The sequence below is a fragment of the Micromonospora lupini str. Lupac 08 genome (assembly GCF_000297395.2).
GTDB classification, from domain to species: domain Bacteria; phylum Actinomycetota; class Actinomycetes; order Mycobacteriales; family Micromonosporaceae; genus Micromonospora; species Micromonospora lupini.
In genome coordinates this window covers 3,442,967-3,467,578 of record NZ_HF570108.1, presented here as the reverse complement: position 1 = coordinate 3,467,578, position 24,612 = coordinate 3,442,967, and the positions used below count along the sequence as shown (strand labels likewise).

Here is a 24,612-nt window from a genome sequence, read left to right as displayed (position 1 = left end):
GCCGCGCCACTCCTGTGCGGACAGCGTCTCCCCGGCGGCTCAGGTCATCCAGGCTGGTGGCGTCCGCAGGCTGTCCGCACTGTCCGCGGACAGCCGCGCCGCTAGGGTGTGGCGGGTGAGTGACTACCTGCAGGTGTCAACGGCCACCGAGACGCGCGACGTCGGCGTGCAGCTTGCTGAAGGGGCAGTCGCCGCGCGGCTAGCCGCGAGTGCTCAGGTCGTCGGTCCGATCACGAGCGTGTTCTGGCATCACGGGACGCAGGGCACGGGTGAGGAGTGGCAGGTGCTGCTCTACACCACGGCCGAGCGGTACCCGCAGTTGGAGCGGTTCGTCCTGGAGGAGCACCCCTGGACCAACCCTCAGGTCAGCGCGGTTCCCATCGTTCAGGGTTCTCCTGAGTACCTGGCGTGGTTGAGCCGCTCAGTCGAGGACGTGTAGGCGCGGCTGCCGCGAGTGCCCGCAACTCGACGACGCAGGGCACCGTGGCGAACGGCTCCAAACGATCGAGAAACGTCTGGAGCCGTTGGACCGGGCGGACGGACCCCACTCCGCCGGCGAGACGAAACGCATCCGCCGCCGTCTGACATGCCTGCTCTACCTCGTTCGCGTCAAGGTAGGCGTCAGCGAGCCACGACAGGTAGAGCGCCTTGTCCCGGGCCTGCGTGTCGCAAAACGTCGCCAGGGCGCGCTCCAGGACGGGGATTGCGCGAAGGGGTCGGTGGAGCACCGCCCAGCATCGGCCGGTCATGATCTCACCTTCGGTGGAGTCCACCCAGTACACCCAATCCGGCTCGGGCCGGTCAGCCCGCTGAGACAGAAGGGTCGTACCGATTCCAAGGTGCCTGACAGCGGCCGGCGCGTCGCCTGCGACAGCAAACGCCCACGCGGCCCGTAGGTGCAGCAAGGTCCGCACCCTCGGCGTCGCCGTGCTACCGGCCGCCTCGCAGGCCGCGCTGGCGGTGTCAGGGCCCCGACCACCAGTGGTCAGTTGCTGATACGCCAGGAATGCCAGCCCCTTCCCCGTGAGCGCGCGGTCCTCGGCGTCGCGCGCAGCGGCAAGGCTGAACCGGAACTTCCCCTCCGCGTCGCGGTGGTCGCCGGCGTCGAACGCCGCCCAACCGGCCAACTGCGCCTGTTCGGCAAGGATCGCCAGCAGTTGCCGGCCCGTGGGCTGGTTGTATGCCCCGTTCTGAATGAGCCGAGTCGTCGCCTCAACCTCAGCGGTGTAGATCTCGCGGGTGTCAGCGCCGCCGAGGTAGTTGTCGAGGCGACGTAGCCGGGCGGTGCGTTCGATGAGCTGGGCGGACGTGGCCGTGCCGACGCGACGGCCGTGCGCGAGCAGAGTGTGTGGAAGCGCGGCGGCCAACCCGGCTGCGGCGACAAGCTCCCGGCGGCGAATGCCAGGGGAAGTCGTGGCGAGCGCGGCCAGTTCTCCGGCGGCTTGGAGCGCGTCGTCGACGCGACGGGCGGTCTGCGGGGTGGGCGACTTCGCGCCGGTCTCCAGCTCGTGCAGGTATGTCTTGGCGTGGTAGGTGGCCTTCGCGAGGTCACGCAGGGACAGGCCACGCTCCCTGCGAAGCTGCCGCATACGGCTCGGGAACGATGGTTCGGTCACGGCGATCACTCCCAGGGAGACGAGTGGACGACATCGCGCGTCGCGCAGCGACGGACGCTGAACGTAACGCTAGCGCCGCCGAGGGTGACCGTCACGCACGCACAGACTCTCGTGGACTGACGTCGCCGTCCTTGGACGGAGTCTCGCCTGCTCTCCGGTTGGGCGTCCGATGTTAGGTTCGCCGGCATGACTCGGCAGATCACGGCAACGGAGTTTCACGCCGCCGAGGGTGTCGAGGACTGGCGCTCCCTGTACCACCTGGTCTCCGCCCACTTCCCCACCGTTTCGCTGACCGACGGCATTGCCCTCGTCGACGAGATCGGCCGGCTCGCCGACGAGGCCGAGCAACAGATTTTGAGCATCGACCTGCGCGGCGCCGGCGTCACGGTGTCCCTGTCCCGGCGCGATGCCGGGCTGGCCCGGCGGATCTCAGCGGCCGCGCGGGATCGGGGGCTCTCTGCCGACCCGACCGCCGTGCAGGTCATCAACGTCACCCTCGACGCGCTCGTCGGCGCGGACGTGCTGCCGTTCTGGCGCGCGGTGCTCGGCTACTCCCCGATCGGCCACGACTACCTCTACGACCCGTCGCGCCGCGGTCCCGGCTTCGGGTTGCAGCAGATGGACGTACCGCGCTCGCACCGCAACCGTATGCACCTCGATGTCGCCGTCCCGCATGATCAGGCCGAGGCGCGCATCGCCGCGGCCCTGGCCGCCGGCGGCCGGTTGGTGTCCGACGCGCACGCGCCGATGTGGTGGGTTCTGGCCGACGCCGAGGGCAACGAGGTGTGCGTCGCCACCTGGGTCGGCCGGGATGCCGGCGCGTCCGGGACGGTCTGAACTGGGGCCATCGTGGTCCCCCCACGGCTGCTGTAGGCCCCATAGGGTCGGCGGCATGACGCCAGCCCCTGCCACCACCGCGTTCGACTCGCTGCGCCTCGACGCCGTGCCCGATCAGGAAACGTTGCCCCGGGCCTACGAACTTCCGAGTGAGGCGGCCGTGCGTAAACAGATGACCGAACTCACCGACCAGACCCGCCGGTTGATCGGCTGCTCGTCACTGGTCCTGGTCGCCAGCGTGGACGCCGAGGGCAACTGCGACGTCTCCCCGCGCGGCGGCCCCGCCGGGTTCGTGGCCGTCCTGGACGCGCGGACGGTGGCGATCCCGGACGCGACCGGCAACAAGCGCCTGGACACCCTGCAGAACGTCATCGCCACCGGGCGGGCCGGGCTGCTGTTCCTCATCCCGGGGCGCACCACGACGCTTCGGGTGAACGGCCGGGCCTGCGTCTCCACCCGCCCCGACCTGCTGTCGCAGCTGACCGCCGTGGGCAAGCCACCGGCCAGCGCGCTGGTCGTGGGCATCGAGGAGGTCTACCCGCACTGCCCCAAGTCGCTCCTACGCACCGGGGTCTGGGACCCGGAGCGGTGGCTGCCAGCGGACGCCCAGCCGACCTCCGCCGAGGTGACGTTGGCACAGCTACGGATGCCGGAGCTGACGATCGCCGACATCGAACAGGCGGAGGCGGACTCGCTCAAGTACCGCTACGAGTGATAGTGGTTGGACCGCCGGCAGATCCGGACGACTGCGCGGTCCCCCTTCTTGATTAGGCGTGTCCACGCTCGTCCGTTGACGTCCAAGCCGACCGTCACCCGGTTAGTCACTCAGCTAGATCGAGCCGTCCTCCACTTTGCTGAGAATCACCTCGACGTCACCGGAGCGGATCATCTCTCCCAGGGCCGCCGCCATCGCTTCGACGCCCGGTCTCGGGACGATGACCAAGTCGGAGCACCAGAAGTACTGACCGCCGCCGGCCTCCCCGGTCTCAGCCCACCTTCGCAGGACCCGGCCGACCTCAACCGTCGTCATGAAGGTGGCGTGCCGATGGCTACCGTCAACGAGATAGATGTGGGCATCGATGTTGTCGGCCGTCGCAGGATCGTCGCCCTGGCCGGGCATGAAGCGGACACGAGCGCCCTCGACAACGCGGTCCCATCCCACCGTCTGACTCACGGCACACATCATCGCAGGCTCGGACGCTCAGCTTGGGAATCGCATCGACCTGCACGATACGTAGTCGAACCACATGAGACGCAGCTACCGAGCGTCGGCATGGAGGCGGAAGCGTCGCCGCTGTGAACCCGCGTGTCGGGGCACGGGACGGGCAGGCTGAACTTTCGTCCGAAGCGTTGTTCGCCGTTACCCACGAATGTCAGTCCAACGGAACTGGCTTCGTTGACCCATCCACAGGCTCCCGACACCGTTCCATAATTGAGTTGATTGCAGCCGTATCCAGCTCGGCCAGAGATCTGCGGTGCAGAATAATTCCCTTCTGATTCGGCGATCCAAAGAAGTAAGCGTCGGGCGTGACGAGCACGTCCGTCATGTCCTCCCATCGGATCTGACGCTGAGATACCGCAGTCTCTATCTCCACACCTTGCTCAGAGATCCGAAAGGTGACTGGCCTGTACGCCCAGTCAGGGAAACGCCAAACTATCAGTTCAATGCGCCACCACTGGTAGGTCCAAGCGGCCAAGACGCCCAGCGAACAAATAGCCGCCACAACCAACTGCTCAGCGCAGAGGGCGATCACTCCAGTCAGCCCCGCAATCATTCCCCCTAGGCTTACCCAGCCGATCTCGCGAGTGTAGATCTCGCGCGTAGTGCGGCGAAGATCTCGCCGGTTACGAAGAATCGTCACCTCAACGCCGTCTTGCATGGGGTGCTGCACCGGCGCAGCATGGCAAGAGGTGCGGCAGAGGGTCAAGATCGTGCGACCGTAGTCGCAACCCACCCGTCAAGCGGACCTTGACGCTCACACGAGGGCTGAGGCCCCGGCGAACGACGAGGCTGGGGCGGACCTCCACCCACCTCGACACCCGAACCACAACGCGTCGAACAACGCGTCAGCAGCCCCGGCGCCCTCGTCATCGCCGACCAGAGAATCCACGTCGGCATCGGCCAGGCAGCTCGAACCCTCATCGTCGAAGGCCCCGACACTACCTTCCGCGTCCCGACGGCGACCAACTCCTCACCGAGGTGCCTCGCACGACCACCAAGCCCATCGCCCGGTTCAAGGTCCGCAAGCCCGAACCTGCACGACAGCGTCGGATAGCCTGCACCGACCGCGACGACCAGGGAGCCGGACCATGAAGCTGCCACCCGGAACCACCGGCTTCAACCCGCGTTCCGGCCACCAGGCGGACTTGGGCGCCTTCACCGCCGTCTGTCACCACGCCGCCCGCGCCATCGACGCCACCGTCACCGGCGTGACTCCTGCCGGTGTCACGCCTAACTTCCACACCGTCGACATCGCCCACGCCCAGCACCACATCGCGGTGCTGCAGCACATCGCACTGCCCCTCATCGCCTTCGCAAGCACCCGAGCCGGCGGCGACGTCACCGTCACGTTCGTCGACCACCGCGACCTTGCCGACGCCATCACCAACCTGACCGACGCCCAGGTCCTCACCGTCGAGCAGCTACGAACCCCTCTGTCACAGGTCGACCTGAGCGCTCTCGACCCCTCCGAGCACGACCAGATCAACTGCTGGAAGCCGATCACCGTCGGCGAGCTGCTGTTCAACTTCTGGGACTGACGACCAGTAGCCCGAGACCAGAAACAACCAAGATCGTCCAGCCGGATGTGTAACGGATCATCTGAGCGCATTCCGTAACGCATCAAGTGGAGCCCGACATCGCGGTGCGTCGACAGCATTCCGTTTGCCCAGCCGGATCTTGGCCGGAAGGATGCGGGACATGCTCGCTGACCTGTGGCCCCTGTACGGTCTCACCATCGTCACACCGCGCCTGCAGCTGCGTTTGCCACGCGAGGATGAGCTCGCTGAGCTAGCTGGTCTCGCGGGCCAGGGCGTGCATCGTCCCGACGAACGGCCATTCCTGACGCCATGGACGGATGGCACCTATACGGACCGGGCCCAATCTGTCCTGCAGGGGCACTGGCACCAGCTCGCGTCTTGGGACGTGGCAGCATGGCGGCTCGGAATGGGGGTCTTCCGGGCGGATCAGCCGATCGGGTTGGTCACGCTTCGCGCACAGGACTTTACGGTGGTGCGACAGGTGACGACCTCGGCCTGGCTCGGCTTGGAGCATCAGGGCAAGGGCTACGGCACGGAGGCCAGGGCTGGACTACTGACCCTTGCTTTCGATCATCTCGGTGCCACCGCCGCACTGACCGAGGTGTTCCAGGATAACCACGCCTCCCAGGGTGTATCGCGCAAACTCGGCTACGAGCGTGACGGGATCTCCGTCGACGCGCGCGACGGCGAGGCCGTCGTCTCCGACCGCCTGCGGCTGACTCTGCAGCGGTGGCGCCAGCACAAGCGGCTGGCCGTCAGGGTCGACGGCATGGACCGCTGCCGAGCCTCGTTCGGCCTCTGATCCCGCATCCGGATAGCCGCTGATCGCGCGTCTTGACCGGCGTCGAGGAGCTCAGCCACCCTGCACCCGTTACTTGGCGTTGAAGTAGCTCGCCTCCGGGTGGTGGACCACGATGGCATCGGTGGCCTGCTCCGGCATCAGCTGGAACTCCTCGGACAGCTCGACGCCGATCCGCTCGGACCCCAGCAGCTCCACGATCTTGGCTCGGTCCTCCAGGTCGGGGCAGGCCGGGTAGCCGAACGCGTACCGGCAGCCCCGGTAGTCGTTGCGCAGGATGCCGGCCAGGTCCGTCGGGTCGTCGTGCCCCAGCGGACGCCCGTCGGGCAGGGTCAGCTCGGCGCGGATGCGCCGGTGCCAGTACTCGGCGAGGGCCTCGGTGAGCTGCACGGACAGGCCGTGCACCTCCAGGTAGTCGCGGTACTCGTTGCGGGCGAACAGCTTCGCCGCGTACTCGCTGACGGGTTGACCGACGGTGACCAGTTGCAGCGCGACCACATCGAGCTGGTCGCCCTTGGGCTTGAAGAAGTCGGCCAGGCAGAGCCGTCGCTCCTGGCGCTGGCGGGGGAACGAGAACCGGGCGCGCTCCGCGTGCCCGTTCTCGTCGAGCACCACCAGGTCATTGCCTTCGGAGTACGCGGGGAAGTAGCCGTACACCACGGCTGCCTCAAGGACCTGGTCGGCGATCAGCCGGTCCAGCCAGTACCGCAGGCGCGGCCGGCCCTCGGTCTCGACAAGCTCGTCGTAGGACGGGCCGTTGCCGCCCCGGGCGCCGTTCAACCCCCACTGCCCGCGGAAGGTGGCCCGCTCGTCGAGCAGCGCCGCGTAGTCGGCCATCGGCACGCCCTTGACCACCCGGGTGCCGAAGAACGGCGGGGTGGGCACTGCCACGTCGGTGGCCACATCGGAGCGTACCGACGAGTCGTGCAGCTCCGGCAGTGACTCGGTGACGACCGAGCGCTGCCGCTCGCGGCGCGCTCGCCGGGTCGCGAGGGCCGCCTCCCGCTCCGGGTCGATGACCGGGGCGCCGCCGCGCTTGGCGGTCATCACCTTGTCCATGAGGGACAGCCCCTCGAACGCGTCCCGCGCGTAGTGCACCTGGCCGGGGAACATCGACCGCAGGTCGTCCTCGACGTACGCCCGGGTGAGCGCCGCCCCACCCAGCAGCACGGGCCAGCGCTCCGCGACCCCGCGCGTGGCCATCTCGGCCAGGTTTTCCTTCATGATGACGGTGCTCTTGACCAGCAGTCCGGACATGCCGATGGCGTCGGCGCGGTGCTGCTCGGCGGCGTCCAGGATGGCGCTGATCGGCTGCTTGATGCCGATGTTGACGACCTCGTAGCCGTTGTTGGACAGGATGATGTCGACGAGGTTCTTGCCGATGTCGTGCACGTCGCCGCGCACGGTGGCCAGCACGATGCGGCCCTTGCCGCCGTCCTCGGTGGTCTCCATGTGCGGCTCCAGGTACGCCACCGCGGTCTTCATCACCTCGGCGGACTGGAGCACGAACGGCAGCTGCATCTGCCCGGAGCCGAACAGCTCGCCGACGACCTTCATGCCGTCCAGCAGGATGTCGTTGATGATCGACAACGGGGACCGGCCGCCGGCCATCGCCTCGTCCAGGTCGGCCTCCAGGCCGTTGCGCTCGCCGTCGACGATGCGCCGCTTGAGTCGCTCGTCCAGGGGCAGCGCCGCCAGCTCCTGCGCACGGGTGGCCCGCGCGCTCGTCACGTCGACGCCCTCGAAGAGCTCCAGGAAGCGCTGCACCGGGTCGTACCCCTCGCGGCGCCTGTCGTACACCAGGTCGAGCGCGACCTCGCGCTGCTCGTCGGGGATCTTCGACATCGGCAGGATCTTGCTGGCGTGCACGATCGCCGAGGTCAGACCGGCCTGGACGCACTCGTGCAGGAACACCGAGTTGAGGACCTGCCGGGCTGCCGGGTTGAGCCCGAAGGAGATGTTCGAGATGCCCAGGGTGAAGTTGACCCCGGGGTAGCGGCGGGAGATCTCCCGGATCGCCTCGATCGTCTCGAGGCCGTCGCGGCGGGTCTCCTCCTGCCCGGTGGCGATCGGGAAGGTCAGCGCGTCGATCAGGATGTCGGCGCGGTCCATGCCCCACCGGCCGGTCAGGTCGTCGATCAACCGCGCCGCGACCCGGACCTTCCACTCCTGGGTACGCGCCTGCCCCTCCTCGTCGATGAGCAGCGCCACCACCGACGCGCCGTGCTCACGCACGACAGGCATCACCCGCGCGTACCGGGAGTCGGGGCCGTCGCCGTCCTCGAAGTTCACCGAGTTGACCACACACCGACCGCCGAGCATCTCCAGCCCGGCCTCCACCACGTTCGGCTCGGTCGAGTCCAGCATGATCGGCAGCGTCGACGCGGTGGCGAACCGGCCGGCCAGCTCCCGCATGTCCTGCGTGCCGTCGCGGCCGACGTAGTCCACGCACAGGTCGAGCAGGTGCGAGCCGTCGCGGGCCTGGCTGCGGGCGATCTCCACGCAGGCGCGGAAGTCACCGGCGAGCATCGCCTCCCGGAACGCCTTGGAACCGTTGGCGTTGGTCCGCTCCCCCACCATCAGCACCGACGCGTCCTGCGCGAACGGCACCGGGTGGTAGACCGACGAGACACCCGCCTCGTGCCGCGGCTCGCGCGCCGGGGCGGTGAGGCCGTGCAGCCGCTCCGACAGCACCCGGATGTGCTCCGGCGTGGTGCCGCAGCAGCCGCCGACGAGCCCCACGCCGTACTCGGTGATGAACCGTTCCAGGGCCTCGGCCAGCTCCACGGGAGTCAGCGGGAAGTACGCCCCGTCGGCGGTCAGCACCGGCAGGCCGGCGTTCGGCATCACCGACAGCGGAATGCGGGAGTGCTGCGACAGGTAGCGCAGGTGCTCGCTCATCTCGGCCGGGCCGGTGGAGCAGTTGAGCCCGATCAGGTCCACGCCGAGCGGCTCGATGGCGGCGAGGGCCGCCCCGATCTCGCTGCCGACGAGCATCGTGCCGGTGGTCTCCACCGCCACGTGACAGATGATCGGCACCGACCGGCCCAGCTCGGCCATCGCCCGCTTCGACCCGACCACCGCCGCCTTGACCTGCAACAGGTCCTGGCAGGTCTCGATGATCAACGCGTCCGCGCCACCGACGATCAGACCGGCGGCGTTCTCCTGGTACGCGTCGCGCAGGGTCGCGTAGGGGGCGTGCCCGAGGGTCGGCAGCTTGGTGCCCGGCCCGATCGAGCCGAGCACGAACCGGGGCCGCTGCGGCGTGCTTGCCGCGTCGGCCGCCTCCCGGGCGATCCGCGCGCCGGCCTCGGACAGTTCCCGGATGCGCTGCGGGATGTCGTACTCGGCGAGGTTGGCCAGGTTGGCGCCGAACGTGTTGGTCTCCACGCAGTCCGCGCCGGCGGCCAGGTAGGCGTCGTGCACCCCCCGCACCACGTCCGGCCGGGTCACGTTGAGGATCTCGTTGCACCCTTCGAGGCCGTCGAAGTCGTCGAGCGTGAGGTCAGCGGCCTGCAACATCGTGCCCATCGCCCCGTCGGCGATGAGGATCCGATCGGCCAGCACATCCAGCAACGAAGTCCGCACCCGTTCAGGTTAGTGCGGTCCTGCGTGAACCCGAGCGCCCTCCGTGCCCGATCCCATATTGTGTCGGGCGGATCACGCTGTCCGGTTCGCTGCCGTATGACCGGTGGTGGACCGAGCGGACCGGCGCGGCCGACGGGCCGCATCCCTGCCCGGCACGTAGGCTGACGGACGTGAAGGACAACAGGGACGCCACCGTGCACCACGGCCCGACGACCGGGCGCGGTCCCGGTGTCGGCCGCGACGAGCAGGGTGAGGTGACGGCGTGACCGAGTTCGACGGACTGCCGGTACTGCGGTCCCCCGTGGCCATTGCCGCATTCGAGGGCTGGAACGACGCCGCCGACGCGTCCACCGCGGCCGTCGAGCACCTGGAGCAGGTCTGGAACGCGCGGCAGATCGCCGAGCTGGATCCGGAGGACTTCTACGACTTCCAGGTCAGCCGGCCCACCATCACCATGGCCGACGGGGAGACCCGCCGGGTGGAGTGGCCGACGACCCGGTTCATGGTGGCCAGCCCCGAGGGCACCGAGCGGGACGTGGTGCTGATCCGGGGCATCGAGCCGAGCATGCGGTGGCGGACGTTCTGCGAGCAGGTGCTGGAGATCTGCCACAGCCTGGAGGTGGAACGGGTGGTGCTGCTCGGCGCGTTGCTTGCCGACGTGCCGTACACCCGGCCGTTGCCGATCAGCGGCAGCGCCTCCGACGCGCAGGCCGCGGAGCGCTACCAGCTCACCCCGACCCGCTACGACGGGCCGACAGGCATCGTCGGCGTGCTGCACGACGCCTGCGCCCGCGCCGAGGTCGACGCCGTGTCGTTCTGGGTGCACGTGCCGCACTACGCCAACAATCCGCCCTGCCCCAAGGCGACCCTCGCGCTGCTGCACCGGGTCGAGGAGGTCGTCGACCTGCCGGTGCCGATGGCCGACCTGGCCGAGGAGTCCGCCGAGTGGGAGCAGCGGGTGCGCAGCGCCGCCGAGCAGGACGCCGAGCTGGGTGAGTACGTCCGCGAGCTGGAGGAACGGGTCGGCGACGAGGGCATCACCCCGTTGACCGGCGACGAGATCGCGCAGGAGTTCGAGAAGTACCTCCGGCGTCGGGGCGGCTCGGCCGGTCCCACTGCCGGCTCCTGGTAGCACCGTTTCGCCGCGGGCCTCTGGACCTTTTCGGTCCGGGGGCCCGTTTTCGCGTGTCCGGGGTGGCGCCGTCACACCCGCTGGGGCATCCTAGGAACCTAGATGTGATCAAGGAGGCGGGTGTGCAGATCAACCCCGGCGCGGCCGAGTTCCCCCACCGGCAGATCGCCACGCAGCTCAAGGCCCAGGTCCGCCGCGGTGACTGGGGGCCGGGCGAACGCCTGCCGTCCATCCCGGCCATCGCCGAGATGTTCGGCGTCGCCAAGCAGACCGTGCAGCGCGCCGTCGATCAGCTGCGGGTCGAGGGCATCCTGATCACCAAACCCGGCTCCGGTACGTACGTCCGGGGCACCCGGCGCCGACTCAACCGGCTCTCCCGGGGCCGGTACGGCGGTTTCCGCGGGTACCACACCGACCTGGCCGCCCGGTACCGTCAGCAGCTCGTCTCGGTCGGGCGCTCCCCCGCCCCCGCCGAGGTCGCCGACGCGTTCGGCGTCTCCGACGGCACCGACCTGCTCTGCCGCCGCCACCTCGTCCGCACCGACGACTCCCCCGTCGAGGTCGGCGCCTCCTGGTTCCTGCCCGCCGACACCGCAGGCACCTCGCTGGAGCGCGCCGAGGCGTTCGGCCGGCCGCTCTACCAGGAGGCCGAGGAGGCCACCGGCCGGCGGTACGTCTCGGCCACCGACACGATAAGCGCCCGTCAACCCAGCCGGGAGGAGGCCGAGACTCTCCAGATCCGGCCGGACACCCCAGTGCTGCACCTGCTGCACGTGGCGTACGACGCGAACCGCAAGCCCATCGAGGTGGCCCAGGCAACCTGGCCCGGCCCGATGACCACCCTCACCGAGGAGTACAAGATCCCCGGCCCGACCCCCGACCCGGAACCCGACCCCGGCCTGGTCCTGGGCTAGCGGTCGCCTCGCGGACCGCTCGGAGATCTGCGAGACATCGCCAGGCGCCTCTGGAGTTGGCCGCAACCGTTGCATCTATACACTCGGTATATATACTGCGAGTATATCGATGGCCGGGCCGCCGGTTCCGGCGTCGAGCAACCCAGGGGAGGACCAATGCCAACCGTGAAACCTGTTGGTGCACAGGGGATGACGCGCCGTGGCCTTGTCGGAGCCGCGCTGGCGGTGGGGGTCGGCGTACCGATGGGCATCGCCGGCCGCGCCACGGCGGCCACCGCCGACTCGGGTCCGGTCCGGCTCACTCTCCCCCGGCCGACCGGGCCCTACCGCGTGGGCACGGTGCCGCTGCACCTGGTCGACCGGTCACGGCCGGAACCGCTGGCCGGGCCGGGGCGGTACCGGGAGCTGATGGTCAGCATCTGGTACCCCGCCCGGGACGTGCGGCGGTACCCGCTCGCCCCGTGGATGACCGCCGCCTCGATGCGCACGCTGCTGCAATCCGCCGGATTCGACCCCGACGCCGTGCTGGCGCCCCTGACCGCCGGCCACGCGGGTGCCCCGGTGCGGCACTCGGGTCGACGGCTGCCGGTGGTGCTGTACTCGCACGGCGCCGGAAGTCACCGGTCGGACACCACAATCGTGGTGCAGGAACTCGCCAGCCACGGGTACGTGGTGGTCACCGTGGACCACACGTACGACGGGTTCAGCGAATTCCCCGACGGCCGAGTCACCGTCCAGGAGGAGGACTTCGACTCCACGCCGTGGACCTACACCCGCGATGTTCGATTCGTCCTCGACCAGATCGCCGACCTGGCCGCCGGGACCAACCCCGACGTCGACCACGCGGCGCTGCCGGCTGGGCTGGGCGCAGCCCTCGATCTGAGCCGGATCGGCATGTTCGGCTGGTCGAAGGGCGGTACCGCGACGGCCCTGACCATGGGCACCGACCAGCGGATCCGGGCAGGGCTGAGCCTGGACGGCCCGATGGTGTCACAGCCGATGCCCACCGCCGACCTGTACCGGCCGTTCATGCTGATGACGGCGGCATACACGCAGGCCGCGGAGCCCGCCGTCGCCGAGTTCTTCACGCACCTACGCGGATGGCGACTCAACATCCAGGCCGCCGAAGCTCTCCACTCGTCCTACGGCGACAATCAGTGGCTGATTCCGCAACTGGCACGGGTCATCGGGATGAGCGACGAGGAACTCGTCGGCTTGATCGGCAATCTCGACCCCGCCCGCGCGGTCCGCATCGGGCAGGCGTACCCGCTGGCGTTCTTCGACCTGCACCTGCGGCACCGGGGCGGTCGCCTCCTGAGCGGCCCGAGCCGGGCCTTCCCCGAGGTGGCGTTCATTCCGTGACGCATTGATCGACTCGGCTTCCTGGAAATCGGTGCGTTGCACGCGTTTGGACACCGCGACTTCCTGAAAACCGAGTCGATCAACCTGCCAGGGCGGCGTGCGGCCGTCCGCCGGGCGCGGTGGGCTAGAGGCGGATGCCCAGAAGGGCGTCGACCGTGTTCGCGAAGAGGGCGGGCGCTTCGGGGTCATCCGTGGCGCCCGCCAGGGTCGCGTCGGCCCAACGGTCCGCCACGGCCAGGGCGCCCGGGGTGTCCAGGTCGTCGGCCAGGCGTTCGCGTACCCCGGCCAGCAGCTCGGCCCCGGACGGCCCGGCGGGCGCGGCGGCGGCCCGCCGCCAGCGGTCCAGGCGCTCCTGCGCGGTCGTGAGCAGCTCGTCGGTCCACGTGCGGTCACCGCGGTAGTGCCCGGAGATCAACGCCAGCCGGATCGCCATCGGGTCGACCTTGTCGGCGCGCAGCCGGGAGACGAAGACCAGGTTGCCGCGCGACTTGGACATCTTCTCGCCGTCCAGGCCGATCATCCCGGCGTGCACGTAGTGCTCGGCGAACGGCGCCTGGCCGGTGAGCCGCTCGGCGTGCGCGGCGGACGCCTCGTGGTGCGGGAACAGCAGGTCGTTGCCGCCACCCTGGACGTCGATCCGGTCGCCGAGCAGGTTCAGCGCGATGACCGCGCACTCGATGTGCCAGCCCGGCCGGCCCGGCCCCAGCTCCCCGCCCGGCCAGGACGGCTCACCCTCGCGGGCACCCCGCCACAGCAGCGGATCGAGAGGATCCCGCTTACCGGCGCGGTCCGGATCGCCGCCGCGCTCGGGGAAGATCTCCAGCATCTGCTCGCGGGTCAGGTTGGACTCGTAGCCGAATCGGCCGGTGGCAGAGACGTCGAAGTAGACGTCGCCGGTGCCGTCGTCGAGCCGGTACGCGGCGCCGTCCTTGAGCAGCACCTCGACCTTGTCGGCGATGTCCGGGATCGACTCGACGGCGCCCACGTAGTGCTCCGGCGGGATGATCCGCAGCGCCTCCATGTCCTCGCGGAACAGCGCCGTCTCCCGCATCGCCAGGACCACCCAGTCCTCGCCGTCGCGGGCGGCACGCTCCAGCAGCGGATCGTCGATGTCGGTGACGTTCTGCACGTAGCGCACCGGGCGGCCGGCGTCACGCCACATCCGCTGCACCAGGTCGAACGTGATCATGGTGGCGGCGTGGCCGAGGTGGGTCGCGTCGTACGGGGTGATGCCGCAGACGTACATGCTCCCCGCGTCGGCCGGCTCGCTCGGGTGGACACCCTGCCGCGCCGAGTCGTACAACGCCAACGGCTCGCCCCTGCCCGGCAGCCGTGGCACCTCGTGTCCCGCCCAAGACTCCATGACCTCAGCCTAACCAGCCCTCAGGCGGCACCGGGCCGCCCCACGGGTGATCAAGATGACAGCGGGTCACATCGGCGGCCAGGGCACCGCCGGCCAGTCCTCCGGCGGCTGCGGGAAGCGACCGGTCTCCCGCAGGACGTCGATGCGGGCGGCCAGCTCGGCGACCTCGCTGATCGTCAGGTGATCGGCCAGCTCGTCCCCGAGCGCCCCGGAGACCTGCCCGGCAAGCCCGTCGAGCATCTCCACGGCGTCCGGCGGCAACTGCTTGCCCGCCCAACCCCACAGCACCGTCCGCAGCTTGCCCTCGACGTGGAAGCTCACCCCGTGGTCCACGCCGTAGATCCGGTCGTCCGCGCCGACCAGCACGTGGCCACCCTTGCGGTCCGCGTTGTTGATCACCGCGTCGAGCACCGCGAGGCGGGCCAGCCGGGGGTCGTCGGCGTGCGCGAGGGCGTACGCGACGCCGTCGTCGTCGCGGGCCGCCGCGATGGGGAACCAGCGTGGCGGCAGCTCGTCGGCCGGCACGAACCCGACGAGCGGCTCGGCGTCGTCCGGCTCGTCGATCCAGAGCTGGCAGGAGCCGGGACCGAACGGCCCGTCGCGCAGCACGGTGGGTGGCACCAGACCCCAACCGGTGGCGTCGGAGACCAGGAACGCCGACACCTCCCGCCCGGCGAGGGTGCCGTCCGGGAAGTCCCACAGCGGGCGCTCGCCGCGCACCGGCTTGTAGACGCAGCGGGCCGTGACGCCGTCGAGGGTCAGGATGCCCCGCAGGGTGGTGTTCGACGCGTCGACCAGCCGGCCCTCCAGGTCGAGCGTGCCGTCGCGCAGCAGCCGCAGCGCGGCGTCACCGTCGCGCAGAGGCTCGAGGCCGGACAAGGTCACCGGTGGTAACCGTTGTGCCGCGGGCACAGGTGCCCGGCGGGATCCAACGGCTGGCCGCACAGGGGGCACGGCGGCCGACCCGCGTTGACGACGCGCCGGGCCCGCTCGATGAACTGGCGGGTGGCCTGCGGGGTGAGCCGGACCCGCAGCCGGTCCAGGTCCTCGTCCGGCTCCTCGTCCTCGTCCTCGTCGTCTTCGTCGTCCTCGTCGCCCAGCTCGACCTCGGGCTCCACCTCGCCGGCGGCGATCGCCTCGATCACCACGGTCGCGGTGTCCACGTCGAAGGCCAGCCCGAGGGTCCCGACCCGGAACTCCTCGTCGACCGGAGTGTCCAGCGGCTCGTTGTCGCCGACCACCGGCGCCAGCTCCGGCAGGTCCACCCCGAAGCGACGCTGCGCCTCGGTGAGCAACTCCTCCAGCTTCTCGGCGAGCAGGGACACCTGGACCTTCTCCAGCGCGACGCTGACCAGCCTGCCGCCGCCGCGGGCCTGCAGGAAGAACGTGCGCTCCCCCGGCGGCCCGACAGTCCCGGCGACGAACCGCTCCGGCGGTTCGAAGGCGTGCACCTGGTGGGTCATACCCACGACCCTATCCGGCCCGCCATGGCGTCGCGCACCCCACCGACCCGAATCGCCGCAGGGGCAACGCGCCCGGTGTAGCGGGCGCCACACCCGGGCGTGGCGGCCGTCCTGGCGTGCTCCGACGCAGAGGGCGGTGTCGTGGCGTACCTCATCGGGACGCACCCGCCCCGCCGCCGACGGCGGCGTCCGAGTCGGCCGCCCGGGCCGTCCGCCGCCGCCGCTTGCGCGGCGCCGGAACCAGCGCGGCGAGGTCACCGCCGGTGTCGTTGAGCCGGACCAGGAACGGTCGCAGCGGCGTGAACCGGATCGCCGTGACCGACGCCGGATCGGCCACGATCCGCTGAAAAGCATCCAGGTGTACGCCGAGAGCGTCCGCCACGATGGCCTTGATCACATCGCCGTGGCTGCACGCCAACCAGACCGCCTCGGACCCGTGCTCCGCGCTCACCCGGGCGTCCCACGCGCGGACCGCCGCCACCGCACGGGCCGCCATCGCCGCCATCGCCTCCCCCTCCGGGAAGACCGCCGCGCTCGGGTGCTGCTGGACCACCGGCCAGAGGGGCTCCTTCGCGAGCTTCTTCAGCGGCTGCCCCTCCCAGCTGCCGTAGTCACACTCGATCAGCCCGTCCTCGACCACCGGCGTGGCCTGCGGCAACGCCAGCTCCAGGGTCTGCCGGCAGCGGATCAACGGACTGGTGACGACGGCGGCCAGCGGCACCGCCCGCAGCCGTTCGCCCACCGCCGTGGCCTGGGCGCGCCCGGTGTCGTCCAGCTCGACCGGCTGCCGACCGGCCAGGCCACCGTCGGCGTTCGCCGTCGTACGGCCGTGTCGCAGAAGCAGAAGGGTCGCCACACCGATCACCCTAGGGCCTACGCCGCACCCTCGACCGCCGTGGGCTCCGCACCACCCTCCAGGCCGCCCCCGGGATCCTTCCCGGACCTCTGTCCCGGCTGGCTCCTGTCGCGTCCCGCCCGGCCTCTGTCGTGTGCGGACCCGTGATCGGCTCGGGTTCCTGGATACCGGGGTGTCCCGGTTGTCCGGATACCACGGGTTCCAGGAACCCGAGTCGATCACGAGCCGCCGAGGTGCCAACACCCTCCCGGCGGCCTGACCGACCCGCCGACGTCATTGGGGCTGGACTGCCGGGAGTGAGCGTGATCGACACGGTGTCGGCGATGTGGGGGTGTCACGCCGGCTGGATACCGCGATATCGCCGCTCTGGAGTCGATCACCCGGGACGTTTCTGCGGGATCCGCCGGTTCGCGCCTGGCTGGGCGGGATGTCCGTTTCTTAGGGTCGCCCGGGTGTGACCGGGTGCATCCGTGGGCCGGAATCGTGGCGGGCCGGGGGTCGTTACATACCCTGACGATCGCAGGACCACGGCCACCCGCCCCCGCCGTCGGGGGTGGGAATGGCCGGCCGGGCCGGGTCGTTGCAGACTCCCCGAACGACCGCTGGCCCGACCGACCGGCCCGATCCGGTGCCCTCCGGTCAGGGGCCGGGCCCCGGGAATGACCCCGCCCCGGCGGTCGTTACACACGGTCCCGGCGCCACGAGCCCCCCGCTCGCAGGCCGCCACCCCCGCGAGCCTTCGCTCGCAGGCCTCCACGGCGCCGCGAGCCCTCCGCTCGCAGGCCGCCCCCAGACTTTCCCCCCGCTTTGTGCAGCGCCGGACGAGGTGCTCACACCCCGCCGTACCGACCCCCATCGGTGGCGTGGGTGTTCCTACCCCCGAAGGAGCTACCCCCATGAACACGATCTTCCGTAAGAGCATGCTGTCCGTTGCTGGTCTCGCGTTCGCCGGTGGTGTCTTCGCCGGCCCGATCGCCGCCCACGCCAACCCCGTTGACGCCAAGCCCGTCGCGGTAGCCGTGCAGGCCGCGGCGCCGAAGCCGCAGGGCGACCAGTCGCACATCACCCTCAACGACGAGCAGACCGCCAACGTCAAGGCGATCATCGCCGCCACGAAGAAGGCCGGCCTGCCCGAACGCGCCGCCGTCATCTCCATCGCCACCAGCCTGCAGGAGTCGAAGCTGGAGAACCTGGGCCACCTCGGCGACGCCAACGACCACGACTCGCTGGGCCTGTTCCAGCAGCGCCCGACCTCGGGTTGGGGCACGCCGGAGCAGATCACCAACCCCGAGTACTCCACCACCGCGTTCCTCAAGGGCCTCAAGCAGGTCGACGGCTGGCAGGACATGCCCCTGACCGAGGCCGCGCAGACCGTGCAGGTCTCGGCGTACCCCGACGCGTACGCCCAGTGGGAGCAGCAGGCCACCGACCTGGTCGGCCAGCACTGGAACAGCTGACCCACACCGCAACGATGGCCGGCACCCCGAACATGGGGTGCCGGCCATCGGCGTGTCCCGGGTGGTCAGGTGGCGGTGATCGTGCCGGTCAGCAGGAGGGCCAGGACCAGGGTGCCCAGCGCGACCCGGTACAGCACGAAGACGTACAGGGTGTGGTGGGCGACGTAGCGCAGCAGCCAGGCGATGGCCGCGTACCCGATGCCGAAGGCGATGGCGGTGGCCACGATCGTCTGGGCCACGGTGGGCACGGACGTGCCCGGCGCGGACGGTTCGAAGACGTCGCCGAGGCTGAACACCCCGGACATCACCACCGCCGGGATGGCCAGCAGGAAGGAGTAGCGCGCCGCCGCCTCCCGGGTCAGGTTGAGCAGCAGGCCGGCGGTGAGCGTGCCGCCGGAGCGGGACACCCCGGGGACCAGCGCCATGGCCTGGGCGAAGCCCATCACGATGCCGTCCTTCATCCGGAAGTTCTCCAGCGTGCGCGTCTGCCGGCCCCAGTACTCGGCGAACGCCAACACGAACGCGAACACGATCAGGGTCGTCGCCACGACCCACAGGTTGCGCCCGGCGGTCTTGATCTGGTCCTTGAAGAGGAACCCGAACAGCCCGATCGGGATCGAGCCGACGATCACGTACCAGCCCATCCGGTAGTCGAGGCTGGAGCGCACCGAACGGTCGCGCAACCCCACCAGCCAGGTACGGGTGATCCGCCAGATGTCCTTCGCGAAGTAGATCAGCACGGCTGCCTCGGTGCCGAGCTGGGTGACGGCGGTGAACGACGCGCCGGCGTCGCGTTCGAAGAAGATCGCCGAGGTGATCCGCAGATGCCCCGACGAGCTGACCGGTAGGAACTCGGTCAGCCCCTGGACGATGCCCAGGACGATGGCTTCGATCCAGGTCACTCGCCGACTCCGGAGAGGTCGAGCGCCTCGGCGACGGTACGCAGGGTCTGCACGCCGCTGTCCCGGTCGGCCACGAACAGGGTCACCGACAGCGTGGTGACGCCGGAGGCGGCGTACTCCCGCATCCGTTCGGCGATGCGCTCCTTCGGTCCGAGCAGTGAGGTGCGGTCGATGAACTCCATCGGCACCGCGGCGGCCGCGTCGCGCTGCCGCTTGGCCAGGTAGAGGTCCTGCACCTCGCGCGCGGCGTCGCCGTACCCCATCCGGGTGGCGAGCTGGTTGTAGAAGTTCTGCGTCCGGCTGCCCATGCCGCCGACGTAGAGCGCGGCGTACCAGCGCACCAGCTCGGCGCAGGACGCCACGTCGTCGCCGATGACGACAGGCACGGAGGGCACCACGTCGAAGCCGGCCAGTTCCTTGCCGGCCTTGGCCCGCCCGGCGGTCACGGCGGCGAGGTGCTCGTCGGCGAACTCCGGGGCGTAGAACACGGCGAGCCAGCCGTCGGCGATCTCGCCGGCCAGCTCCAGGTTCTTCGGGCCGACCGCAGCCAGGTAGATCGGTATGTGCTCGCGGGGTGGGTGGAAGCTCAACCGCAGCGCCTTGCCGGGGCCGTCGGGCAGCGGCAGCGTGTAGTGCTCGCCGTCGTACGCCACCTCCTTGCGGGCGACGGCCAGCTTGACGATGTCGACGAACTCGCGGGTCCGGCCGAGGGGCTTGGCGAACCGCACACCGTGCCAGCCCTCGGAGACCTGCGGGCCGGAGACGCCGAGGCCCAGCCGGAACCGGCCGCCGGAGAGCGCGTCGATGGTGGCGGCGGTCATCGCGGTGGCCGCCGGCGTACGGGCGGGGATCTGCATCACCGCCGAGCCCACGTCGATCCGTTGCGTCTGTCCGGCGATCCAGGCGAGCGTGCTCGGCGAGTCGGAGCCGTACGCCTCCGCCGCCCACACCACCGAGTAGCCGAGACGATCCGCCTCCTGGGCCAACGCCAGGTGGTCGGCAGGTGTGCTCCACGCCGTCTGGTATCCAAGGTTGAGCCCGAGTCGCACTGGTCCTCCCCCATCCGTGGCACAGGTCGCACCAGGTTACGCAATGCCGAAAACGGACCCGATCACCGGCTCACCGCCAATGATCCCCCGTCCGTCGCGGTGCCCCAGGGAGGCGGAACCGGCAGAACCGGCAGAGATGACGGGAGCGAGGATATCCGTGGCGGCGGGTTCGAAATAAGGTTCACCCATGCAACAGCGACCGCTCGGCCGAAGCGGGCTGGCGGTTTCGCGGCTCGCGCTCGGCACCATGACCTGGGGCCGGGACACCGACGCCGACGATGCGGCCGCCCAGCTGAAGAGTTACCTGGACGCGGGCGGCAACCTGATCGACACCGCCGACGTGTACGGCGACGGCGACGCCGAGTCGGTGATCGGGTCGCTGCTGGGCAGCCTCGTACCGCGCGACGAGCTGTTGATCGCCACGAAGGCGGGGCTGCGCCCGGGCAGCGGCCGGCGTCGCGACGGCTCCCGGGGCCATTTGCTGCGCACCCTGGAGGCGTCGCTGCGCCGGCTCGGCACCGACCACGTCGACCTGTTCCAGGTGCACGGGTACGACCCGGACACCCCCCTCGAGGAGACCCTCGCGGCGCTGGACCACGCCGTGGCCAGCGGGAAGGTCCGCTACGTGGGAGTGTCGAACTTCTCCGGCTGGCAGACCGCGCGGGCCGCATCCTGGCAGACGGCCTGGCCGGGCCGGGCGCCGGTGGTCGCCGCCCAGGTGGAGTACTCGCTGCTGGAGCGGGGCGTGGAGCGGGAGGTGCTGCCGGCGTGCGAAGCGCTGGGCCTCGGCGTGCTGCCCTGGTCGCCGCTGGGTCGGGGCGTGCTCACCGGCAAGTACCGGCACGGCCGCCCGGCGGACTCGCGGGCCGCCTCGCCGCACTTCGAGCGGTTCGTCTCCACGTACCTGGAGCCACGCTGCTCCAGCATCGTGGAGGCGGTGGCGACCGCGGCCGGCGGCCTGGGGGTGTCGCCGCTGGAGGTGGCGCTCGCGTGGATCCGGGACCGGCCGGGGGTGACCGCGCCGATCCTCGGCGCCCGGACGGTCGGGCAGCTGCTCGGCGCGCTGCAGGTGGAGCGGATCACCCTGCCCGAGGAGATCACCACCGCGCTGGACGACGTCTCGTCGGTGCCCATCGGCTACCCCGAGCGCGACGGCTGACCGGCGCGTCCACCGGATCGGCGCCGACCGGGGCGCTTCCCGGATCGGCGCCGACCGGATCAGCGCCGACCGGATCGGCGCCGACCGGATCGGCGCCGACCGGATCGGCGCCGACCGGATCGCGGGCGGCCTGCGCGCGGCGAAGACCTCGCGGCAGCGCCCGGGACGGCAGAAACCACGCGCGGCAGCGGCGTTGGTCACCCCGGAGGGGGTGGCGAACGGCCGCTGGGCTGGGCAGCATGGAGGGCATGGACTACGAGTACGCGCCGCTGCGGCTGCCGCCGAACGTCGACCGGTTGACCGCCGCGGCGCAGTTGGCGATCCAGGCGGAGTTCTCCGGATGGGAGTTGGCCCGGGTGCGGCTGTTCCGTGACGGCACACGGCAGGTCATGCTGCGCCGTCGACGGGTCAACCAGCCGCAGCCGGGCCTGTCGTACTGACGCCGGGCCGGAACGGGCGGTGACACGCCCGGGGCCCGAACCGCGAACGGTTCGGGCCCCGGCCTCGCGTGGCGCCTGGGACGTCGGTTCTAGTGCTGGTGTCCGGCGTGGTCGTGGTCGTCGTCGAGCTCCAGGAACGGGTGCTCGTCGAGTCGACCGACGAGCCGGTCGTCGCCCGCCGGCTGGAACGGGCCGACGGCGTCGTCGTCGTCGAACGACTCCAGGTCCACGGGTGTGCCCACCTCGCTGACCATGACCACCCCGTCCAGGGGCTCCAGCTCGGGGACGTCCAGCGCGCCGAGCGAGCCGTCGCCGCTCTGCAGCAGCTCCAGCACCGCCTCGCCGACGCCCTCCACCGGCGCCGGCTCGTCGTCCTCCGGGGTGCCCTCGCGCCGGGCCGCCTCGGCCGCCCGCAGCAGCGCGGAGATGCTCGGCACCCGGTAGTCGCGGCGTTGCCGCACCGAGATCACCCGCGGGTGAGGGTCGCTGGCCTCGGCGCCCTCGCCGCCGAAGCGCTCGTCGGCCTCGTCCGGGTCGATCGAGTCGACGTCCCAGGGGGTCACCTCGCCGAAGGCGTCGAGCAGTTGCTCGTCGTAGGCGAAGGACGCGTTGTTCAACGCCACGTACGCCTGCCAGACGTCGTCGTCGTCGACGCGGCCCTGCGCGGCGCGAACGGCGGTCAGGTGGTGGCGGGCCGCTTCGATCACCCGCTCGAGAGCGGCGTCCAGCTCACCGTGCTGGTCGGTCATGTGGGGCAGTCCCTTCACGATGGAAAACGGCTAGCAGGTGCGGAGGAACCGGTCGAGAACCCGCACGCCGAACTGTAGTCCGTCGACCGGAACGCGCTCGTCGATGCCGTGGAACAACGCGGAGAAGTTGAGGTCGGCGGGCAGCCGCAGCGGCGCGAACCCGAAGCAGCGGATGCCGAGCTGGGAGAACGCCTTGGCGTCGGTGCCGCCGGAGAGCATGTACGGCACCGGCCGGGCGCCCGGGTCCTCGGCGCGCAGCGCCGCCGACATGGCCTCGACCAGGTCGCCGTCGAAGGTGGTCTCCAGCGCCGGCTGCCGCTGGACGTACTCGATGGCGATGTCCGGGCCGACCAGCTCGCGCAGCTGCCGTTCCAGCAGCTCGGACTGGCCGGGCAGGCTGCGGCAGTCGATGGTGGCGGTGGCGCGGCCGGGGATGACGTTGTCCTTGTAGCCGGCGGCCAGCCGGGTCGGGTTGGCGGTGTTGCGGATGGTCGCCCCGATGATGTTGGCGATCGGGCCGAGCTTGGCGATGGCCGTCTCCGGGTCGTTCGGGTCCAGCTCGATGCCGAGCAGGTCGGAGACCTCCTCGAGGAACGCCCGTACGGTGTCGGTGACCACCACCGGGAAACGGTGCCGGCCGATGCGGGCCACGGCCTCGGCGAGGGCGGTGACCGCGTTGTCGTCGTGCACCATCGACCCGTGCCCGGGGCGACCCTTGGCGTGCAGGCGCAGCCAGTCGATGCCCTTCTCGGCGGTCTCGATGAGGTAGAGCCGCTGGCTGTCGTTCACCGAGTAGGAGAAGCCGCCGACCTCGCCGATCGCCTCGGTGCAGCCGTCGAAGAGGTCGCGGTGGTTCTCCACCAGGAAGCGCGCGCCGTAGTCGCTGCCCGCCTCCTCGTCGGCGGTGTACGCGAGCACGATGTCGCGCGGGGGCCGAACGCCGGTGCGCTGCCAGTGCCGCACCACGGCGAGCACCATCGCGTCGAAGTCCTTCATGTCGATGGCGCCGCGGCCCCACAGGTAGCCGTCGCGCTCCTCGCCGGAGAACGGGTGCACGGACCACTCGTCGGCGTCGGCGGGCACCACGTCCAGGTGGCCGTGCACCAGCAGCGCGCCCCGGCTCGGGTCGGCCCCGGGGATGCGGGCCACCACGTTGGCCCGGCCGGGCGCGGACTCGTGCAGGACCGATTCGACGCCCACCTCGGCGAGTTTCTCCGCCACGTACTCGGCGGCGCGGCGCTCGCCGACGCTCGTGTCGTTGTCCCCCGTGTTGGTGGTGTCGATGCGCAGCAGGTCGCGGCAGAGGTCCACGACCTCCGCGGTGGGGTCCGGTCGGGCGGAGGCGGCGTCGCTCGTCATCGCCCCTTCATACCAGCCCGGGATGACCGGCGGGCCGGCGCACCGACGTGACGGGGCCGGCAAACAGGTCGGCGGATCCCCGCGTCGGTTTCGCGGCGTCCGCGTTCGGGTACCGCCGCCCACGACCGCACATCCCCCTGCCGGCGCTTCCGCCCGCCAGTCGAGGAGGGCACCATGTCCGCCGTCCCCCTGCCCCCGTTGCCGCCCGCCCCCGCACCCGAGGCGGGTTACCGGCCCGGTGGCCGCAGCGTCGCCGACATCGTCGACCGCGAGCACCGGCAGTTGCTGGCTCTCGTGGAGCAGCTGAACGGCCCGGACACCACGCCGCAGGAGGGGCTGGCGGTGCTCACCGCCGCGCTGTCCCGGCACATCTCGGCTGAGGAGCAGTACCTGCTGCCGGCGGTGCGGGCCGCGCTGCCGGCGGAGTCCGGCCGGGTGGATGCCGAGATCGACGCCGACGCGGCGCTGCTGGCCGCCCTGAAGGGTCTGTCCGACGAGACCCTCACCGAGGTCGCGGAGCGGGTCCGCCGCCACGTCGACGGGGTGGGCGCGCTCGTGGCCGAGTTGCGCGCGGTGGCCAGCTCCGAGGAGCTGATCCGGCTGGGCAACCGGTTGGAGATCGCCGAGGAGGCCGCGCCGACCCGGCCGCACCCGGGCACCCCGGCCACGCCGCCGTGGAACCGGATCGTCGAGCCGGCGGTGGGTGTGGTGGACAAGGTCCGCGACGCGGTGACGCGGCGGCCGACGTACCTGGCGGACCTGCCGGAGCCGCCGCGCGACTGAGAACGCGGGCCGCACCCCACAATG

At 70.8% G+C, this 24,612-nt stretch carries 24 protein-coding genes; 12 read left to right on the top strand and 12 right to left on the bottom strand.

Translation table 11 applies throughout. The features are described from left to right. Positions 1 to 106 precede the first annotated feature (106 nt). Positions 107 to 439: a divalent-cation tolerance protein CutA gene (gene cutA, locus MILUP08_RS36745; RefSeq protein WP_337588116.1), complete on the top strand. Its 333-nt coding sequence runs from the start codon at positions 107 to 109 to the stop codon at positions 437 to 439. Here cutA and MILUP08_RS16980 read toward each other — a convergent pair. Further along, positions 366 to 1,616 (bottom strand): helix-turn-helix domain-containing protein, encoded by a 1,251-nt coding sequence (locus MILUP08_RS16980; RefSeq protein WP_007459820.1) that lies wholly within the window; start codon positions 1,614 to 1,616, stop codon positions 366 to 368. The genes cutA and MILUP08_RS16980 overlap by 74 nt on opposite strands. A gap of 186 nt (positions 1,617 to 1,802) precedes the next feature. Here MILUP08_RS16980 and MILUP08_RS16975 point away from each other — a divergent pair, with 186 nt between their 5' ends. Then, entirely contained in the window at positions 1,803 to 2,453 is a 651-nt protein-coding gene (locus MILUP08_RS16975) for a VOC family protein (protein WP_007459818.1), read from the top strand. Between the two features lie 55 nt (positions 2,454 to 2,508). Further along, on the top strand, positions 2,509 to 3,168 hold the full coding sequence (locus tag MILUP08_RS16970) for an MSMEG_1061 family FMN-dependent PPOX-type flavoprotein (protein WP_007459816.1): 660 nt from the start codon (positions 2,509 to 2,511) through the stop codon (positions 3,166 to 3,168). 114 nt (positions 3,169 to 3,282) lie between these two features. On the opposite strand, the gene MILUP08_RS16965 is transcribed toward MILUP08_RS16970, so the two are convergent. Further along, positions 3,283 to 3,627 (bottom strand): hypothetical protein, encoded by a 345-nt coding sequence (locus MILUP08_RS16965; RefSeq protein WP_144056947.1) that lies wholly within the window; start codon positions 3,625 to 3,627, stop codon positions 3,283 to 3,285. A gap of 199 nt (positions 3,628 to 3,826) precedes the next feature. Continuing rightward, the gene (locus MILUP08_RS16960; RefSeq protein ID WP_144056946.1) at positions 3,827 to 4,345 is read right to left on the bottom strand and encodes a YcxB family protein; all 519 of its coding nucleotides are present in this window, start codon (positions 4,343 to 4,345) and stop codon (positions 3,827 to 3,829) included. Positions 4,346 to 4,763: 418 nt separating this feature from the next. On the opposite strand from MILUP08_RS16960, the gene MILUP08_RS16955 reads away from it, so the two are divergent. Then, on the top strand, positions 4,764 to 5,213 hold the full coding sequence (locus tag MILUP08_RS16955; RefSeq protein WP_007459806.1) for a hypothetical protein: 450 nt from the start codon (positions 4,764 to 4,766) through the stop codon (positions 5,211 to 5,213). 160 nt (positions 5,214 to 5,373) lie between these two features. Further along, a complete protein-coding gene (locus tag MILUP08_RS16950) occupies positions 5,374 to 6,015 on the top strand; it encodes a GNAT family N-acetyltransferase (RefSeq protein WP_007459805.1) in 642 nt (213 codons plus the stop codon). 69 nt (positions 6,016 to 6,084) lie between these two features. Here the strand turns inward: MILUP08_RS16950 and metH are convergent, their stop codons facing one another. Further along, on the bottom strand, positions 6,085 to 9,600 hold the full coding sequence (metH, locus tag MILUP08_RS16945) for a methionine synthase (RefSeq protein WP_007459803.1): 3,516 nt from the start codon (positions 9,598 to 9,600) through the stop codon (positions 6,085 to 6,087). A 262-nt stretch (positions 9,601 to 9,862) separates the two neighbouring features. Here metH and MILUP08_RS16940 point away from each other — a divergent pair, with 262 nt between their 5' ends. The 3 genes from MILUP08_RS16940 to MILUP08_RS16930 all read left to right on the top strand — a co-directional run bounded on the left by MILUP08_RS16940 (position 9,863) and on the right by MILUP08_RS16930 (position 13,008). Next, a complete protein-coding gene (locus MILUP08_RS16940; RefSeq protein ID WP_007459801.1) occupies positions 9,863 to 10,732 on the top strand; it encodes a PAC2 family protein in 870 nt (289 codons plus the stop codon). A gap of 122 nt (positions 10,733 to 10,854) precedes the next feature. Further along, a complete protein-coding gene (locus MILUP08_RS16935) occupies positions 10,855 to 11,646 on the top strand; it encodes a GntR family transcriptional regulator (protein ID WP_039908197.1) in 792 nt (263 codons plus the stop codon). A gap of 189 nt (positions 11,647 to 11,835) precedes the next feature. After that, positions 11,836 to 13,008, top strand: coding sequence for an alpha/beta hydrolase family protein (locus tag MILUP08_RS16930; protein WP_237747097.1), 1,173 nt, complete (start codon positions 11,836 to 11,838; stop codon positions 13,006 to 13,008). 124 nt (positions 13,009 to 13,132) lie between these two features. Here the strand turns inward: MILUP08_RS16930 and mshC are convergent, their stop codons facing one another. From mshC to MILUP08_RS16910, 4 genes are all read right to left on the bottom strand, one after another. After that, complete coding sequence (gene mshC, locus MILUP08_RS16925; RefSeq protein ID WP_007459796.1) at positions 13,133 to 14,371, bottom strand: cysteine--1-D-myo-inosityl 2-amino-2-deoxy-alpha-D-glucopyranoside ligase; 1,239 nt, start codon at positions 14,369 to 14,371, stop codon at positions 13,133 to 13,135. Between the two features lie 66 nt (positions 14,372 to 14,437). After that, complete coding sequence (locus MILUP08_RS16920) at positions 14,438 to 15,256, bottom strand: SCO1664 family protein (protein ID WP_007459794.1); 819 nt, start codon at positions 15,254 to 15,256, stop codon at positions 14,438 to 14,440. Then, on the bottom strand, positions 15,253 to 15,834 hold the full coding sequence (locus MILUP08_RS16915; protein WP_007459792.1) for a DUF3090 domain-containing protein: 582 nt from the start codon (positions 15,832 to 15,834) through the stop codon (positions 15,253 to 15,255). The genes MILUP08_RS16920 and MILUP08_RS16915 overlap by 4 nt, the downstream gene beginning before the upstream one ends. Positions 15,835 to 15,985: 151 nt before the next feature. Beyond that, positions 15,986 to 16,699, bottom strand: a complete 714-nt coding sequence (locus MILUP08_RS16910; RefSeq protein ID WP_007459790.1) for an MSMEG_4193 family putative phosphomutase — start codon at positions 16,697 to 16,699, stop codon at positions 15,986 to 15,988. 887 nt (positions 16,700 to 17,586) lie between these two features. On the opposite strand from MILUP08_RS16910, the gene MILUP08_RS16905 reads away from it, so the two are divergent. Continuing rightward, complete coding sequence (locus MILUP08_RS16905) at positions 17,587 to 18,147, top strand: hypothetical protein (protein ID WP_007459785.1); 561 nt, start codon at positions 17,587 to 17,589, stop codon at positions 18,145 to 18,147. Positions 18,148 to 18,212: 65 nt separating this feature from the next. Here MILUP08_RS16905 and MILUP08_RS16900 read toward each other — a convergent pair whose 3' ends face one another. Together MILUP08_RS16900 and MILUP08_RS16895 are read right to left on the bottom strand one after the other, a co-directional pair. Then, on the bottom strand, positions 18,213 to 19,049 hold the full coding sequence (locus MILUP08_RS16900; protein ID WP_007459784.1) for an undecaprenyl-diphosphate phosphatase: 837 nt from the start codon (positions 19,047 to 19,049) through the stop codon (positions 18,213 to 18,215). Next, on the bottom strand, positions 19,046 to 20,098 hold the full coding sequence (locus MILUP08_RS16895) for an LLM class F420-dependent oxidoreductase (RefSeq protein ID WP_007459782.1): 1,053 nt from the start codon (positions 20,096 to 20,098) through the stop codon (positions 19,046 to 19,048). The genes MILUP08_RS16900 and MILUP08_RS16895 overlap by 4 nt, the downstream gene beginning before the upstream one ends. A gap of 187 nt (positions 20,099 to 20,285) precedes the next feature. Between MILUP08_RS16895 and MILUP08_RS16890 the strand changes: the two genes are divergently transcribed. Next, entirely contained in the window at positions 20,286 to 21,257 is a 972-nt protein-coding gene (locus MILUP08_RS16890) for an aldo/keto reductase (RefSeq protein WP_007459780.1), read from the top strand. 248 nt (positions 21,258 to 21,505) lie between these two features. Next, on the top strand, positions 21,506 to 21,697 hold the full coding sequence (locus MILUP08_RS16885) for a DUF5703 family protein (protein ID WP_039906151.1): 192 nt from the start codon (positions 21,506 to 21,508) through the stop codon (positions 21,695 to 21,697). An 89-nt stretch (positions 21,698 to 21,786) separates the two neighbouring features. On the opposite strand, the gene MILUP08_RS16880 is transcribed toward MILUP08_RS16885, so the two are convergent. Beyond that, positions 21,787 to 22,446, bottom strand: coding sequence for a hypothetical protein (locus MILUP08_RS16880; protein WP_007459776.1), 660 nt, complete (start codon positions 22,444 to 22,446; stop codon positions 21,787 to 21,789). Between the two features lie 30 nt (positions 22,447 to 22,476). After that, a complete protein-coding gene (locus MILUP08_RS16875; protein ID WP_007459774.1) occupies positions 22,477 to 23,805 on the bottom strand; it encodes a M20/M25/M40 family metallo-hydrolase in 1,329 nt (442 codons plus the stop codon). A gap of 174 nt (positions 23,806 to 23,979) precedes the next feature. On the opposite strand from MILUP08_RS16875, the gene MILUP08_RS16870 reads away from it, so the two are divergent. Further along, positions 23,980 to 24,588, top strand: coding sequence for a hemerythrin domain-containing protein (locus MILUP08_RS16870; RefSeq protein WP_007459773.1), 609 nt, complete (start codon positions 23,980 to 23,982; stop codon positions 24,586 to 24,588). The last annotated feature ends 24 nt before the right edge of the window (positions 24,589 to 24,612 follow it).

Excerpts from the sequence above, each read along its gene's own strand:
- MILUP08_RS16975 (WP_007459818.1), top strand. The coding sequence starts at position 1,803 with ATGACTCGGCAGATCACGGCAACGGAGTTTCACGCCGCCGAGGGTGTC.
- MILUP08_RS16970 (WP_007459816.1), top strand. The coding sequence starts at position 2,509 with ATGACGCCAGCCCCTGCCACCACCGCGTTCGACTCGCTGCGCCTCGAC.
- MILUP08_RS16955 (WP_007459806.1), top strand. The coding sequence starts at position 4,764 with ATGAAGCTGCCACCCGGAACCACCGGCTTCAACCCGCGTTCCGGCCAC.
- MILUP08_RS16950 (WP_007459805.1), top strand. The coding sequence starts at position 5,374 with ATGCTCGCTGACCTGTGGCCCCTGTACGGTCTCACCATCGTCACACCG.
- MILUP08_RS16930 (WP_237747097.1), top strand. The coding sequence starts at position 11,836 with ATGACGCGCCGTGGCCTTGTCGGAGCCGCGCTGGCGGTGGGGGTCGGC.
- mshC (WP_007459796.1), bottom strand. The coding sequence starts at position 14,371 with ATGGAGTCTTGGGCGGGACACGAGGTGCCACGGCTGCCGGGCAGGGGC.
- MILUP08_RS16915 (WP_007459792.1), bottom strand. The coding sequence starts at position 15,834 with ATGACCCACCAGGTGCACGCCTTCGAACCGCCGGAGCGGTTCGTCGCC.
- MILUP08_RS16905 (WP_007459785.1), top strand. The coding sequence starts at position 17,587 with ATGAACACGATCTTCCGTAAGAGCATGCTGTCCGTTGCTGGTCTCGCG.
- MILUP08_RS16890 (WP_007459780.1), top strand. The coding sequence starts at position 20,286 with ATGCAACAGCGACCGCTCGGCCGAAGCGGGCTGGCGGTTTCGCGGCTC.
- MILUP08_RS16885 (WP_039906151.1), top strand. The coding sequence starts at position 21,506 with ATGGACTACGAGTACGCGCCGCTGCGGCTGCCGCCGAACGTCGACCGG.
- MILUP08_RS16880 (WP_007459776.1), bottom strand. The coding sequence starts at position 22,446 with ATGACCGACCAGCACGGTGAGCTGGACGCCGCTCTCGAGCGGGTGATC.
- MILUP08_RS16875 (WP_007459774.1), bottom strand. The coding sequence starts at position 23,805 with ATGACGAGCGACGCCGCCTCCGCCCGACCGGACCCCACCGCGGAGGTC.
- MILUP08_RS16870 (WP_007459773.1), top strand. The coding sequence starts at position 23,980 with ATGTCCGCCGTCCCCCTGCCCCCGTTGCCGCCCGCCCCCGCACCCGAG.